Genomic DNA, 15,116 nt, shown 5'->3' with positions numbered 1-15,116 from the left:
GAGCCCGGCTGCGCCGCGCAACGGCTGCGGGCAGGGCGTTAGGAAGGTAGGAAAAAGCGGTAAATCAGGCCGTCAGGCCGTACTCCTGGAGCTTGCGGTAGAGCGTGGTCAGGCCGATGCCGAGCTGGCGGGCGGCCTCGGTTTTGTTGCCTTCCACGTCGGCCAGCACCTCCCGGATGTGGCGGGCTTCCACGGCCCGCAGACTCCGGTCGTGGGGGTCGTCGGTCGCCCGGATGGCGTCGGGCAGGGTGTAGAACTCGGTGGGCAGCAGGCCGGCGGCCACCAGCTCGTTGTCGGGCGTGAGGATGGCGGCCCGTTCCAGCACGTTTTTCAGTTCCCGCACGTTGCCGGGCCAGTCGTAGGCTTGCAATAGGCGCAGACACTCGGCATCCAGGCCCGGCAGGCGCTTTTTGAGGCGGGCGGCGAAGTACTGCAGAAAGTGCCGGGCCAGCACCGGCACGTCGGCCGGCCGGGCTTTCAGCGGGGGCACGTCGATGGTAAAGACCGAGAGGCGGTAGTACAGATCGGGGCGGAAGCGGCCTTCCTGGGCTTCGAGCTTGAGGTTGCGGTTGGTGGCGGCCACGATGCGCACGTTCACGGCCGTGGGCGTGGTGGCCCCCAGCTTGGTAAAGGTCTGGGTTTCGAGCACGCGCAGAAACTTGGCCTGCACGGTCAGCTCCAGCTCCCCGATTTCGTCCAGGAACAGCGTGCCGCCGTGGGCTTCTTCCAGCAGGCCCTTCTTGTCGGTGAGGGCCCCGGTGAAGGCGCCTTTCTTGTAGCCAAACAGCTCACTTTCCAGCAAATCCTTGGGAAAGGCCGAGCAGTTGACGGCCACGAAGGGCTTGAGCCGGCGCGGACTGGCCTGGTGAATAGCCTGGGCAAACAGCTCCTTGCCCGCGCCCGTGGGGCCTTCCAGCAGCACGGTGCTATCCGTCACGGCTACCTGCCGGGCCAGGTGCTGGGCCGCCCGCAAGGCTGCCGACTCCCCTATCATCGTCTCGAAGCTGTGCTGGGCCCCGACTTTGCGTTCCAGCTCGGCCACCCGGCGCTGCAGCCGGGCCTTGTCGGCGGCCCGCTCCACGATGACGACCAGCTGGTCGTCGGAGTCGCCCTTGGTCAGGTAGTCGAAAGCGCCCTGCTTCATGGCCTGCACCCCGTCGGGAATGGTGCCAAAGGCGGTCATCAGCACGATTTCGGCCTCCGGGCAGCGGGCCCGCAGCTTCGGAATCAGCTCTACGCCGTGGGCATCGGGCAGCTTCACGTCGGACAACACGACCAGGACTTCATCGGCGTGCTGCTGGAGCATCTCCAGGCCGCGCCGGGCGTCGGGAGCCTGGAGCACGGTGTAGCCTTCCAGCTCCAGCACCCGGCTCAGGAGCTGGCGCAGGCGGGTTTCGTCGTCGATGATGAGCAGGGTACCGGTGGGCATGGGTATTTAAGTAAGAATTGACGCCAGCGGGAGTGTAACGCGAAGTTCCACTTCGCGAGGCGTTGAACGATTGTCGTTGTTACGGCGCGCACGCCTCGCGAAGTGGAACTTCGCGTTACAAGTACTGGACGGGCAAAAGTAGCAGCAATTTTAGGCTGCCCGAATCTCCCCCTTCAACTCCTCCACAAACCTATTAAACTCCGGCTCGGCTTCCACGTTGGGGTGCCAGGCCAGGCCCATGCCGGCCAGGTCGTACTGGTGGTCTTTGCTGATGGTGGCCCCGGGCAAAAGCTGGCCGGCGGCGTCCCGCTCGTAGCCCATCAGCCAGAGCGTGTCCGAGAGGGCCGTGGTGGTGGCAATGTCGTGGGAGACGATGACGACCGTGTTCAATTCATCCATCGTGGTGACTTCGAGGATAATTTTCTTTACCTCGTCAATCATGGCCACATCGAGGCCGGAGAAGGGCTCGTCGAGCAGGATGAGGTGGTCGGAGCACAGCAGCTGCTGGGCAATGGCGGCCCGCTGGCGCTGCCCGCCCGAGAGCTGGGCGGGGAACTTGCGGCCGTGCAAGTCGAGCCGGAACCGCTCCAGGTAGGCCTGCACTTCGCGCCGGGCGGCCTCGGGCTCGTGCTTGCGGGCGGCGGCCAGCAGCAGGTTATCCGTGAGGGTGCGGTGGTTGAACAAGGGGTAGCGCTGCTGCACCAGGCCCACGTCGCCGGCCTGCACCGGGTGCTGCTCCTCCCCGACCCGTACCGAGCCCGTAGCCGGCGCCGTGAGGCCGGCAATGATGCGGCAGAGCACCGACTTGCCGATACCCGAGCGGCCGTAGAAGCCCACGACCTGGCCCTGGGTCAGGCCCGGCCGCACCACGTTCAAGACCTGGGCGCTGATGTCGCGCAGCACCACTTCGCCGTGGTAGCTCATCGAAATTCCGTCGAGCGTCAAAACGGGTTCCTGGTGGAAGTAAGGAGTCACGGTGTGAGATGGTGAGTTAGTGAGTTAGTGAGATGGTGAGATGGTGAGTTTGATGTTCGGCTGGTACGGCTCTTCCTGGTGTAGAATATTTTTTTCGTTTTGAATTATATTCTACAAGTGGTGTAGAATATTTTTTTCGTTTTTCAAGAATATTCTACACTTAGCCCTGTGCCGCCGTCAGGGCCGAATGGGGGAAAAACACGCGGCGCAGGAGCACGAACACGTAGTCCTGCAGAGCGCCGGTGGCCAGGATGACCAGCTGAATGGCCAGCACGCCGTCGAGGTGGAGGTAGCGGTTTTGCTTGTAGAGCAAAAGCCCGATGCCGCCCTCCGACTGGTAGAGGGTTTCGACCAGCGTAATCATGGTCCAGATGATGGCGAAGTTCTGGCGCACCACTTCCAGCATCAGATCCAGCTTGCCCCGCACCACGACTTCCAGAAAGCTGCGCCACTCGCCCAGGCCCAGGGTGCGGGCGTGGTCCATTTCCTCCTGGGTGGTGGTCAGAATCACGCTGGTCATGCCCGTCACGAGGTAGACCGTGGTGGCAAACACCAGCACCGAGAGCTTGACCTGGTGGCCCGAGCTGAGCAGCAGGGCCATAAAAAACGTGAGGCCGGTGAGCGTGAGGTAGCGCATCTTGGTGGCGGCGTAGGCAATCGGCCGGAAAAACGGCAGGGCCGTCAGATACGAAATCCCCAGGGCCAGCCCCGTGCCGATGGCCAGCGCCTGCAGGGCCGTGGTCATGCTGGCCCAGAGCTCCTGCAACAAGCCCTGGGTCGTGATTAAGTCGCTCAGGGCTCGCAGCACCTGGCCCAGGCTGGGGAAAATCTGCAGCGGAAAAAACACCCAGAGCAGCACCAGCACCAGCAGCTGGGCCCCGACCATAGTGGCAAACACCGGGCGGCTGGGCTGGGCATTGGGGGCAAATAGCTCTTTCATGCGGTGAGTTGGTGATTTAGTGACTTAGTGAGTTTGATGTTCGGCTGGCGCTAAATGCGCTGGTGGCGCAGTTTATCAGAGGAGATACAAACCAGGGGACTCACAGCCCGAAGAAGCCCCGCTCCGGGCGGGACTTCTTCTTTGCTATGCATTGGAATAAGGCACATGGGATAAGTCGGGTAGGATAAAGCACGAGCAATGGAGCAGATTTTGGGTGCAGGGACTCAGGAAATCCTGTGAGCTTGTAGCTGCGCAGAATGCGCCATCCGAACAAAAACTCACTAACTCACTAAGTCGCTAAATCACTAATTGCCAAGGACGATTTCCACGCGGCGGTTTTTGGCGCGGCCGTCGGGGGTGGTGTTGCTGGCCAGGGGCTCGGTGGCGCCGTGGGCGTAGATCTGGACCCGGCCCTCGGGGAAGGCGCTGGAGCTTTTGCGGCTCAGCCACTGCTGCACGGCCAGGGCCCGGTCTTCCGAGAGCTGCTGGTTCTTTTGCGGGTCGCCCTGGTTGTCGGTGTGGCCGTGGACGGCCACTTTCAGGCGGCCGGCTACCACCAGGTCGTCGAAGAGCTGGTTCAAATCCCGCTCGGCGGCCGGCGTGAAGGTGCTCTTGCCGGTTGCAAACTCGATGTTCCAGGCCCGCTTGCTCACGCTCTGGCGGATTTCGTCGTCGGCGGCAAACTGCTGCTTGTCGGCCGGGGCAATGGCCTTGCCCTGGTACTGGCGCTGCAGCTTCTTGAGCAGGGTCAGGTCCAGCATCTGGTCGAGGGGTACGTAGCTGGGCAGCTCCTTGGGATACAGCTTGCTTTGCACGTCGCCGAAGGTCTTGTACACCGAGGCGTAGACGTTGGTGCCGCCTTCCTCCAGGCCGAACAAGGCCAGGTTGTCGGCGAAGTTGAAGGCCTTGCTCCCGCCCAGCTCCACCACTTCCCCGGTGCGGTCGGCCTCACTCACTCCTTTATAGTAGCGCAGCCAGTAGCCGCCGTTCTTGTCCTTGTCGCCGTAGACCTCGGCCGAAATATCGGCGGCGCGGCTCAGGGCCTCGGGGTGGCTTTTCACCTGGTCGCCGGCCACGGCCAGAGCCGTCATGATGCCTTCCACTTCCTTCGGGTGGGCGTCGTACCAGAGCTTGGTGGTGACCATGATGTTGGGCATCTGGTTGGAGTAGTCCTTGGTCGAAACGATGTTGACCAGGCCGCCTTTCTGCTTGGCAATGTTCACGTCGCCGGGCGTCCAGGTGGCTACCGCGTCGGCGGGCACGTCCACTTTCACGCCGGTGTCCTTGCCCTTCACCACCTTGGTGCGCTGCTCGGGCTTGCCGGTAATGTACTTTTCGGCGGCGTCCAGGAAGTCGGGGGCGGCCATGAAGTTCACGGCTTCGGGGTCGTAGGTGGTTTCGTCGGGGTTGACTTTCAGGCCGTTGTCGGCGCACCACTTCAGGGCAATGTTCTGGTCTCCGTCGCGCAGGTAGCAGGCAATGGTCTTGCCCAGGGCCGCTTTCGGGTTGTCGAGCCACTCCTTGGGGCCCATCAGCTTATCCTCGCCAAAGCTCTTACCGCAGCTATAAGGCAGAATCTGCAAACCGGTGCCGGCTTTTTCCAGCTGGCTCTGCACCGCCGAGAAGGCCGGCAGTCCGTCGCCCATGATGCTCACAATCAAACCCGGCGTTTCGGGGTTCTGCTGCATGTCCAGGGCATTTTTCACCAGGTCGGCCTGCATCTTGGCCACGTCGTCCTGGCGCACGATCTGCAGGTTGAGGCCGTTGGCGGCCATGCTGGAGCCCTCCGTGGTGCGGGGGCCGCCGTTGGCCAGCATGCCGGCCATCTGCGAGTTCCAGGCCATTACCTCCCAGGTTACCGGGGCTCCTTTTTCGGTGGGCGTGCGGCCCGGCAGCGGGGCCAGCGGCACGGCCTGGTTGGTGCGGGTGCCGGCCGTCTGGGTCGGCAGCTCGATGGAGTTCAGCAGCACCGACTCGGTAGCCGCCTTTTTAAACAGCATCCCGCTGCCGATAAGCTTGTTGATGCCGAAGTAGAGCAGCGCCACGAGCAGGGCGCCAATCACGATTTTTCCGCGCGTTGTCATGTTAGTTGTTGGTTGTTAGTTGTTTGTTGTCAGGCGGTCAAGCTCCCCTCCTTTTTTTAAATTCCGCGCATCAAGCGGCGTGGGTGGCCGAAGGCCGGGGTGGTTTGTGGCCGCGCCGTTAGGGGTTGTTTCTGGCCGTTAGAGAATCTCAGGGGGCAGGCTTATTTCAGCCGTCAGCAGCCGTCGTTGTTCTGACGTATCAACCACCCCGCCCTTCGGGCACCCCTCCTCATCTGAGGAGGGGAATTGCCGTTCCAGCGTCAGCTTAGTCCAGCAGGTTGGAATAGGCATCGTTGGTGGCTTTGGCCGTGGCGGCGGGGCCGCTCAGGGCGGCGTTGGGCTGTTCGTTGAGCAGGGTGTTGAAGTCGCCCTTCTGGTATTTCTCCAGCAGGCGCTGGCCCTTCTCGCTCATCACCCCGTTCTGGATGTCCATTTCCTTCACAAACTCCTGCGAGTAGCGCATGGCCTGCTTGATCTGGCCCAGCTGCTGGGCCATGTCCTGGGCGACCCGGTCGGTAGCCATGTCGAAGAAGTACTTCTTGTCGGGGTCGCCGCGCAGGATGTTCATGGCGGCCCGCATGCCCGACGAGGTGCGCTTGACCAGCTCGTACTCGTCCTTAAGCAGGTTGACCTTGAACTTGGAGTTGTCGATCTGGCGCAGGGCGGCCTTCAGAATCTGGCGCATCACCAGCGTCACGTTGGCCGTGGTAGTCAGCATGGGCTGCAGGCGGGCGTTGTAGTCTTCCAGCTGGGCGGCCCGGGAGGCGTACGATTCGGCGAAGTCCTTCTCGCCCTTGCGGGCGGCCGAGTCGGCCAGGCGCAGGTACTCCTGGAGCTGCTGCTTGTTGGCGTCCATCTTGCGCTTCACCAGCTCGTGGGCGCCTTCGATGTGGCCCACTTCCGACTCCATATTCTGGGCCTCCTTCTCGGTGTTGCGGATGTAGTCCTGCATAATCCCGATGGGGTCCGTCTCAACGAAAATGCCGGCCGCGGTGCGGAAGATGCGCTGCCCCGCGTACCAGAGCCCGGCCTTAATCCGCTTGCTGGTCACGATGAGAAAGAGCACGAACAAGCCCCCGAGCCCAAAGCCGAGCTTCACGGTGTCGAAGACGATGTCGACCAGGTAGGGCACGATCTGGCCCCAGAAGTAGACCCCGGCCCCGGCGGCGGCGGCCAGAAAAACCCAGCCCGCGGCCTTCTCGGGCTTTTGCCATTTGGGTAAATCAGTGGAAGTACCACCGGGAAGCTGTGTATTCATATGGTAAAGTGATGCAATTGTGAGGTGGTGAGTTTGAGGTTCCAGAGGGCGGTTTATAGCAGGCAGCAGAAATGGCGAGGTTGAAAAAATCACCATTTCACCAGTTCGCTATTTCACTCCCAGGAGAAAGGACTGGGCGGCCTGGCGGTGGGCTTTCAGGTCGGCGGCGGCCGTGGCATTGGCCAGCTCGTAGGAAGCCAGCGAGGCCTGGGCCTTCTGGCGCTCGGCCACTAATTGCTGCTGCGTGGCCTGCAGCTGCTGGCTTTTGGCTTCTAGCTGCCGGGTCAGTTCGGCAAGCTCGGCCTGCAGGCGCTGCTCCTGGCCCGTGAGCTGCACGATGATGCTGGGCTGGGCGTTGGCAATCTTGAGTTCCCCCATCTTTTCCTGGTGGCGCTCCAGCACCTTGTTGCGGTCGGCCACCAGCTTTTGCTCCAGCTGCTCGCCGGTGGTCAGCAGCGTGGCCGCGTCGAGGCCCGTGACGGCGGCAAAGGCGTGAAAAGCCGTCTGGTAGAGCACCGGGCCGGCCAGTCCGCTGGCTGCCATGCTCTTGACCATTTTGGTGTAGGCCACGAAGTCTTTGCCGTCGCCGGCCAGCAGCCCGGCAATGTGGTCGAGGTGGCGCTGCTCGGGCTGGGTGACCGGGGCGGGCTGATGGAGGGCAAAAGTGCCGGGGCCGGGCGCTACGGGTAGCTGCTGGGGCACCGGACCCGGCAGGGGCTGGAGCGGCGGCGCGGGTTGGGCGGCGCCTTGGCTGACCTTACCCGGGGTGCTGGAGGCGTCGCCTTCGACGAAGAAGTCTTTAGCGGCTTTGGCGAGGTTGTCGAAAAGGTCCATGAGGGCGGGGCGTTAGGGTAATGGTGATATGGCCCTGTTGCCAATCCCAGTGCCGCGCCCGGCCCCTGGCTTCCGATTATTTCACAACTGCATGATTATCAGTAAATAAAAATATACCAGAGCCATTATCCGGCATTTTCTCCGCTGCTCACCCTTCCATTTTGGTAGGGCTATTTGCCAAAACAAGCGGCTTTCGGCGGCGGCAAGCTTCGGGGCGGCAGCTCTGTTTGGTTGCCGCGAAGCTCGCCGCCGCCCGGCCAGGAGCCTACTGCACCGGCCTTAACCAGGGAGGCCGCCGCACCGAACCAAGACAGAGTGGACTGAAGTCCCGTTATTTGTCTTTCTGCCCTGTTCTCACCTCCTATTGCATTCATGAATACCAGTACATTTTCTACCGCCGCTCTGCTGGCGCTAGGCTTGCTCGTGGGCGCCTGCGCCCACGAAAACGACGAAGTAAAGCCCGTTGTCCCCACCGAAGCTCCCCTGCCCGAGCACATGGCGCTGGGCAACCCCAGCGGGGCCACCACCGACGTGGCGCAGCCCACGAACTACCTGCTGATCAAGCCGCAGTACATCGTGTCGTATCACCGCGACCGGGGCATACCCAATTGGGTAAGCTGGCACCTTAGTCCGGAGTGGCTGGGCTCGGCCGCCCGCCAGGACGATTTCCGGGCCGATGCCACGCTGCCCGCCGGCTGGTACCAGGTCAGCACCAGCAGCTACACGGGTTCGGGCTTCGACCGGGGCCACAACTGCCCTTCCGCCGACCGCACCAGCACCGTCGCCGACAACTCGGCCACGTTTCTGATGACCAACATGATTCCGCAGGCCCCGCGCAACAACCAGCAGACCTGGGCCAATCTGGAAGGCTACTGCCGCACCCTGGTCAATCAGGGCAACGAGCTCTATATCCTGATGGGTAGCTACGGCAAAGGCGGCACCGGCTCCATTGACTATAAGGAGACTATCGACAACGGCCGCATCACGGTGCCCAGGCGCATCTGGAAGGTTATTGTCGTACTGCCCCAGGGCACCGACGACGTGAGCCGCGTCAGCAGCAGCACCCGCGTCATTGCCGTGGATACGCCGAATGAGAATACCATTAGTACCAGTTGGGGTGGCTACCGCACGTCCGTGGATGCCATCGAAACGGCCACTGGCTACGATATACTGTCGCGGGTGCCGACCGGTATTCAGGCGACGCTGGAAGCTAAAGTGGACAACGGGCCGACGCAGTAAAGCGGCCTTACTGTATATTCATTTGTATAAAAAAGCCTGTTTATTCATTTTAACCAAATGGATAAACAGGCTTTTTGCATATCCACCACAGACTTAGCTATTCCAAGGCTACGCACAGGCGCTCCGGGAGGTGGCGGCCACGCGCAGCCCCGTCCCCCTTGTTCCGTCCAAGCAGCCCGGAATTTTCCAGCGGGCCGTGTGGAATCAATTGCCCGGTAGCATCCAGCTAGTATTCCGTGCTTTTTATTCCATCCGCCTATGCCTCGTTTGCTACTTTTTGCACTCTATTTTCTGCTGACCATTCCCGCCCCGGCCCAACAGCGCCTGGCCGGGGCCCGGCAGCGCAGCTACCTGACCAAGGTATTCCGGCTGACCGACGAGCAGACCCGCCACCTGTATCTGCACAGCCTCTCGGCGGCCCGGCCCGAGTTTTTCACCCAGCCCGTCGACTCCTTTCCCACTGACTCAGCCTGGCGGCAACGGCCCCAGCCCCCGGGCTACTACCTGGTGGCCCACACCGAAGGCCCGCAGCTGGTGTACTGGCTGCGCTGCGTCACCGACCGGGAAGTGGTCATCGTCGATAACCAGGTGGACCTGACCCTGGTGGTGCGCGACTCCCTGGGCCGGCCGCTGGAAGATGCCCGCGTGGCGCTGGCCCGCCGCCCGGTGCCCTTCGACGCGGCCACCCGCGCCTACCGCCTGGCCAAGCGCGGCCGGAGCGGCCTGCTGGCCGTTACCCAGGCCGGGCGCACCACGTTTCACCTGGTGGAAAAGCAGCAACACTCCGGCAATTACTGGCGGCAGCAACCCCTGGGCCGCCAGCTGCTGCGCGGGGGCCGGCGTCTGGTGTTCGGCTTTCCGCTGGGCTACCTCACCAAGCCCGTCTGGAGCCTGGGCCGGGATTTGCAACACGCTTCCTATGCCTACTTTGGCCCCGTGGGCCTGCTGCGCTCGGCCTTCAGCGCAGACGTGCGCAACGAGCGCCAAAGCCGGCGGGAGCAGCAGGAGCAACAGCAGCGCTGGACGAGCTACGTAGCCCTGAGCAAGCCCAAATACCGCCCCAGCGCCGATACGCTGCGCCTGAAGGTGCGCCTGCTGCGCCGCCCCAGCGGCCGGCCCGGCCGCCAGCCGCTCACGCTGTGGCTGGGCGGGGGCTACGGCCAACCCGAGAAGAAGCTGACCGTGCTGCGCCCCACCCGGCCCGGCTCCTACGAGTATACCCTGCCCCTGACCGATACGCTGGGCCTGCGGGCCGATACGCGGGTGGGCTTCCGGCTGGACAACCGCCGGGGGCAAACCCTGGCCCGGGGCAACTTTCAGCTGGAAGACTACGAGCTCAAAAGCACCCGCTACACCCTGCGCGTGGCCGAGAAAGAGCACCGCCGGGGCCAGCCCCAGGCCGTGTTTCTGCGCGGCACCGACTCCAACGACCTCAACCTGCTCGATGCCCGGGTGCGGCTGAGCGTGACGCCCCGCGCCCCGCTCGGCCCGTTTACGCAGCGCCAGCTGTTTCTGCCCGACACGCTCTGGACCCGCAGCCAGGCCCTGGATGCCACCGGCGAAACCCGCCTGAACCTGCCGGCCGGCATTTTCCCCGCCGCCGAATTCAGCTACGCCGTCGGGGCCGTGTTCCTGAATGCCGACAACGAGCGGCGCACCGAAACCACCACCGTGCCCTACGGCCTCGACCCGGGCCAGCTGCACGTGGAGCTGGCCGCCGACTCGGTACGCCTGCGCTTCGTGGTGCAGGGCCAGTCGGTGCCGCACCCGGCCCGGCTGGAGGTCGTCAATGGGCGGGAGCTGGGTGCTAGCCGCCTGTTTGCGGGCCCCGTGCAGCTGCCTCTCACCTTGCCCGTCGACCCGCGGGCCGCTTCCTACGAGCTGACCGATGAGGAACACCGCTCCGTGGAGCTGGAATTAGACGAAACCAACGCCGGCCTCGCGGTGCGCTCCGACCGGACCCACGACTCGATTTTTATAAGCGTGGACAACCCGCGGCGGCTGCGGTTCTGGTATTTCGTGTACCGCGCCAACACCCTGGTGCGGCGCGGCTACGGCCCGGACTTGCAGCTGAACACAACTGCGCCCGGTTCGGCAACCTGGGCGGTATCGGTGCACTACCTCTGGGGCGAGGAGCTGCGCACGGCCGAGTACAGCATTCCGCTGCCCCAGCGCCAGTTGGTGGTGCGCGCCGAGCAGCCCGAGGTGGCTTACCCGGGCCAGAGAATCCGACTCCAGTACACCGTCACCGACGGCGGCGGGCGGCCCGTGCCCGGCGTCGATTTGACGTCCTACGCCTACACCAGCAAGTTTGGGCAGGCCCAGCGGGAACAGAGCCTGCCCAGCTTTGAGCCGCCGGTGGTGGGCCGGGTATCCAAGCGCCGGTTTGCCCTGCAGGAAGGCTTCGACAACTCCCCCGCCGACGCCGGCCGGCAGCTCTTGCGCTGGGCCCTGTGGCGCCACCAGCTGGGCCTCGACTCGCTGCGGTTCTACCAGTTTCTCTACCCCGCGGCGGGCGCGTTTTACCAGTACGAGCCCGCCCCCGGCGGCCTGACCCAGCTGGCGCCCTTCGTGGTGGATTCGGGTCGGGTGGAGCCGCCCGTGGCCGTGTACCTGGACGGCGTGCCGGTGTACGTGCACGAAGTCAACCAAAACGAACCCTACTCACTGGTGGCCGAGCCGGGCCACCACTCGCTCAGCATCCGAACCAAAACCCGCCTGGTGACCCTGGATGACGTGTATCTGCGCCACTTGCACAAGCTCACGCTCAGCCTCGACGTCAACCAGCCCTGCGCCGAGCTGACCGTGGAAAAGCGCCGCCCCCTGCTTACACCGGAGGAAGAGCTGGTGTTGACCCGCTCGTTATTGGTCACGGAACCCGACTTCACCTACGGCAGCCTGCGCCAGGGCAACGTGCTGCGGCCCGTGAGCCGTAATGGCTACCGCGGCGTGGGCTCCTATAGCCTCGCGGGCCCGTTCCGGCCCGACTCGGTGCTGCTGCGGCGCTCCGACGGGCTGCGGCGCAGCTTTCTGTTTGAGCCCCTCTACCGCTACTACTTCGCCCCCGGCCTGGTGAAGCAGACCAGCCTGACCCTAGCCACGCAAGCCCAGCTGTTCAGCGCCCTGCACAGCGCCGGCTTTCCCGGCAGCCTGCCCCTGGCCGACTTTGCCCTGACCGAGGCCGCCTTCAAGGCCCGCTACCTGCCCGGCAATGCCACCTGGACGCCGCCCCGGCCCCGCTACGACTTTAGAATTCCGCAGCAGACGCCCGCCGGCCAGGGCCGCCTGGAAGTGCGCCTGCCCCCGCGCCCGGCCGACGCCGGGCCCGGCTACCGGTTTCCCACCGTAGCTTACCTGCTGCTCACCCAGCCCGGCGCTGCCAACTTCCTCCGCCTGCAGCCCCATCTGGGCCAGGTGCAGGCCCTGCCCGCCGGCCGCTACCGGGTGGCCGTGCTGCTCGCCGACAGCACCAGTCTGCTCCCGGCCGAGGAAGTGGTGGTGGCACCCAATGGGGTAACCTATTTCCAGCTCCGCCTCGCCGACCGGCAGCCGGGCGCGGCCCTGCAACGGCGCATCAGCAAGCTCCTGCCGGGCTACGAGGTCAAAGATTTGAGTTTGGTAACGCCAGCGGAAGAGCTCCAAAAAGCCAAGCGCACCATTGCCCTTACCCAGTACGGGCAGCCGCAGCCGGGCTGGCGCACCATCCGCGGGCAGGTCACCGACCGCCAATCGGGGGAAGGTCTGCCCGGCGTGACGGTGCTGGTGCAGGGCACCACCATTGGCGTTTCGACCAACGCCGACGGCACCTACGCACTACAGGTTCCCAACGAAACCGTGACGCTGACTTTTAGCTCCATTGGCTATATTCAGGAACAACGGTCCGCCACCCAAAACGAGGTGAACGTGGGTATGCGGGCCGATACCAAGCAGCTTTCGGAAGTGGTGGTGACGGGCTACGGCACCCAGACCCGGCGCGACGTAACGGCCGCCGTTGCTACCATCACCTCAACCCAACTGGCGGGCAAAGTGGCCGGAGTCCAGATTCGCGGGGCAGCTTCGCTGGGTGCCGACGTGCCGGGTGGGTCCCCGAACGTCTTTATTCGGGGGGTAACCGCCCTGCCGGCCGCGGCCCAGCCCCTGCTCATTCTCGACGGCCTGCCCTTCAACGGCCGGGTGGCAGACCTGAGCCCCGACGACATTGCCGCCATTCGGGTGCTGAAGGGCGCCGAGGCTACTGCTACCTACGGCAGCCGGGCGGCCAACGGAGTGCTCTTTATCACGACTAAAGCCAGCAAGGACGGCAACGACCCCGCCGGCCGGGACCCGCGCCTGGCCCTGCGCCGCAACTTCCGCGACTACGCCTGGTGGCAACCCACGCTGGTCACCGACGCCCAGGGCCGGGCCAGCACCACCGTAACCCTGCCCGACGACGTGACCGGCTGGGACACCTTCGTGCTGGGCTCCGACGACCACGGCCGCGTGGGCTCCACCACCCAGCTGCTGCGCTCCTTTAAGGCCCTGCTGGCCGAGCTGGCCGTGCCCCGCTTCCTCATTGAGGGCGACCAGACCCAGGTGCTGGGCAAAACCCTGAACTACAACCCCGACTCGGCCCAGGTCAGCACGGGCTTCGCGGTGGCCGGCGTGGCCCAGGCCCGCCGGAGCCGCACGATGCGCGGCTCGGTGCTCGATACGCTCAGCCTGACCGCCCCCACCGGCCCGGACTCGGTGCTGGTGAGCTACGACCTGCGCCAGGCCAGCGGCTACGCCGACGGGGAGCAGCGCCAGATTCCGGTGCTGCCGGCCGGCACCAGCGAAACCGTCGGGGCCTTTGCCATCCTTTCGGCCCCCGATACGACTCTGACCTTGCCCTTCGACCCCACGCTGGGGCCCGTGACGGTGCGCCTGGAAAGTGATGCGCTGCCGGTGCTCTTGTCCGAAATTCAGCACCTGCAGCAGTACGCGTACTTGTGCAACGAGCAGGCCGCCTCCAAGCTCAAGGCCCTGCTGCTGGAAAAGCAGATCCGGGCCGTGCGCAAAGAAGACTTCAAAGGCGACCGGAGTATCAACTTTCTGATTCGCAAGCTGCTGGCCGGCCGCCATCAGCCCGAAAACCTGCTCTGGGGCACCTGGGCCGCTTCCGAGGTCAGCCCCTGGGCCACGACCCACGTGCTGGAAGCCCTGCTCGGGGCCGAACAGGCCGGCTATAAAGTGCGCTTGGAGCGGGACCAGCTCCAAGCGTATTTGCTCCAAGAGCTCGACTACCACCTGGCCGCCCAGCCCGCCCCCGCCCCGCGGCGGCGCACCGGGTACTACCAGTCGGACGACGATTTGATCCGCCTGCTACGGGTGCTCCGCCAGCTGGGCGCCGCTACCGACTACCGCACCTACGTGACCCGGCTGGAACGCACGTATAAGGGCCGCCAGCCCCTGGACCGCTACCTGGCCCTGACCCAGCTGCGCCAGCAGCTGGGCCTGCCCTACCAGCTCGACACGCTGCGGCGCTACCGCCTGCGCACCCAGCTGGGCGGGGTGTTCTACGCCGATACCCTGCGCCCGGGCTCCTACTACCGCTACGTGCTGCCCGGCAGCGTGGGCTCGACGCTACTGGCCTACCGCCTGCTGCGCACCCAGGGCGGGCACGAGCCGGAGCTGACCCGCATCCGCCTGTACCTGCTCAATCTGCGCCGCACCGACCACTGGGCCAGCACCTTCGAGGCGGCTCAGATTCTGGAAACCATCGGGCCCGACCTGCTGGCCGCCAGCCAACCCGCGACGCTGGCCCAGGTGCAGCTCAGCGGAGCCACCAGCCAGCAGCTCAGTACCTTCCCGCAGCAGCTGACCTTGCCCGCCACCGCCGCCCCGCTGACGCTGCGTAAAACCGGCCTGCTGCCGGTGTACGCCACGGCTTACCAAACCCGCTGGAACCCCGCGCCCGAGGCCACGGCCGCGCCCTTCACGGTGAAAACCGAGTTGGCCGGCCAAACCGGGCAGCAAGTGAGCCTGCGGGCCGGGCAGCCCGCCGAGCTGGTCGTGACGGTGAACGTGACGGCCGAGGCCCGCTACGTGCTGCTGGAAGTGCCCATTCCGGCCGGCTGCTCCTACGGCGACAACAAAGCCGGCAACTACTTCGAAGTGCACCGCGAGTACCTGCGCCACCAAACCGGCATTTTCATCGACCGGCTGCCCGTGGGGGTGCATACCTTCCGCATTGCCCTGCAGCCCCGCTACCGGGGCCGCTACACCCTCAATCCGGCCAAGGCCGAGCTCATGTACTTTCCCACCCGCTTCGGCCGCAGCGCCAGCAAGCAGGTGCGGGTGCAATAGGCCCCAAGCATAGAAAATAGCGCATACCCAGTA

At 64.7% G+C, this 15,116-nt stretch carries 8 protein-coding genes; 2 read left to right on the top strand and 6 right to left on the bottom strand.

Translation table 11 applies throughout. The features are described 5' to 3' along the window. Positions 1 to 64 precede the first annotated feature (64 nt). From E5K00_RS03885 to E5K00_RS03860, 6 genes are all read right to left on the bottom strand, one after another. On the bottom strand, positions 65 to 1,429 hold the full coding sequence (locus tag E5K00_RS03885) for a sigma-54-dependent transcriptional regulator (protein WP_135461880.1): 1,365 nt from the start codon (positions 1,427 to 1,429) through the stop codon (positions 65 to 67). 150 nt (positions 1,430 to 1,579) lie between these two features. Then, positions 1,580 to 2,404 (bottom strand): ATP-binding cassette domain-containing protein, encoded by an 825-nt coding sequence (locus E5K00_RS03880; RefSeq protein WP_135461878.1) that lies wholly within the window; start codon positions 2,402 to 2,404, stop codon positions 1,580 to 1,582. Positions 2,405 to 2,564: 160 nt separating this feature from the next. Then, positions 2,565 to 3,344: an ABC transporter permease gene (locus E5K00_RS03875; RefSeq protein ID WP_135461876.1), complete on the bottom strand. Its 780-nt coding sequence runs from the start codon at positions 3,342 to 3,344 to the stop codon at positions 2,565 to 2,567. A gap of 305 nt (positions 3,345 to 3,649) precedes the next feature. After that, positions 3,650 to 5,428, bottom strand: a complete 1,779-nt coding sequence (locus tag E5K00_RS03870) for an OmpA family protein (protein ID WP_135461874.1) — start codon at positions 5,426 to 5,428, stop codon at positions 3,650 to 3,652. A 265-nt stretch (positions 5,429 to 5,693) separates the two neighbouring features. Further along, positions 5,694 to 6,686, bottom strand: coding sequence for a PspA/IM30 family protein (locus tag E5K00_RS03865; protein WP_135461872.1), 993 nt, complete (start codon positions 6,684 to 6,686; stop codon positions 5,694 to 5,696). Positions 6,687 to 6,794: 108 nt separating this feature from the next. Next, a complete protein-coding gene (locus E5K00_RS03860) occupies positions 6,795 to 7,520 on the bottom strand; it encodes a hypothetical protein (RefSeq protein ID WP_135461870.1) in 726 nt (241 codons plus the stop codon). Positions 7,521 to 7,892: 372 nt separating this feature from the next. Between E5K00_RS03860 and E5K00_RS03855 the strand changes: the two genes are divergently transcribed. Beyond that, positions 7,893 to 8,759, top strand: a complete 867-nt coding sequence (locus E5K00_RS03855; protein ID WP_135461868.1) for a DNA/RNA non-specific endonuclease — start codon at positions 7,893 to 7,895, stop codon at positions 8,757 to 8,759. Between the two features lie 258 nt (positions 8,760 to 9,017). Continuing rightward, positions 9,018 to 15,083, top strand: coding sequence for a carboxypeptidase-like regulatory domain-containing protein (locus E5K00_RS03850; RefSeq protein ID WP_135461866.1), 6,066 nt, complete (start codon positions 9,018 to 9,020; stop codon positions 15,081 to 15,083). The last annotated feature ends 33 nt before the right edge of the window (positions 15,084 to 15,116 follow it).

The organism is Hymenobacter aquaticus (assembly GCF_004765605.1).
In the GTDB taxonomy this organism is placed as follows: domain Bacteria; phylum Bacteroidota; class Bacteroidia; order Cytophagales; family Hymenobacteraceae; genus Hymenobacter; species Hymenobacter aquaticus.
This window is presented reverse-complemented; position numbering and strand designations above follow the sequence as displayed.

What these genes read in the sequence shown, in the direction of transcription:
- E5K00_RS03885 (WP_135461880.1), bottom strand. Translation starts at nt 1,429, where the DNA reads ATGCCCACCGGTACCCTGCTCATCATCGACGACGAAACCCGCCTGCGC.
- E5K00_RS03875 (WP_135461876.1), bottom strand. Translation starts at nt 3,344, where the DNA reads ATGAAAGAGCTATTTGCCCCCAATGCCCAGCCCAGCCGCCCGGTGTTT.
- E5K00_RS03870 (WP_135461874.1), bottom strand. Translation starts at nt 5,428, where the DNA reads ATGACAACGCGCGGAAAAATCGTGATTGGCGCCCTGCTCGTGGCGCTG.
- E5K00_RS03865 (WP_135461872.1), bottom strand. Translation starts at nt 6,686, where the DNA reads ATGAATACACAGCTTCCCGGTGGTACTTCCACTGATTTACCCAAATGG.
- E5K00_RS03860 (WP_135461870.1), bottom strand. Translation starts at nt 7,520, where the DNA reads ATGGACCTTTTCGACAACCTCGCCAAAGCCGCTAAAGACTTCTTCGTC.
- E5K00_RS03855 (WP_135461868.1), top strand. Translation starts at nt 7,893, where the DNA reads ATGAATACCAGTACATTTTCTACCGCCGCTCTGCTGGCGCTAGGCTTG.
- E5K00_RS03850 (WP_135461866.1), top strand. Translation starts at nt 9,018, where the DNA reads ATGCCTCGTTTGCTACTTTTTGCACTCTATTTTCTGCTGACCATTCCC.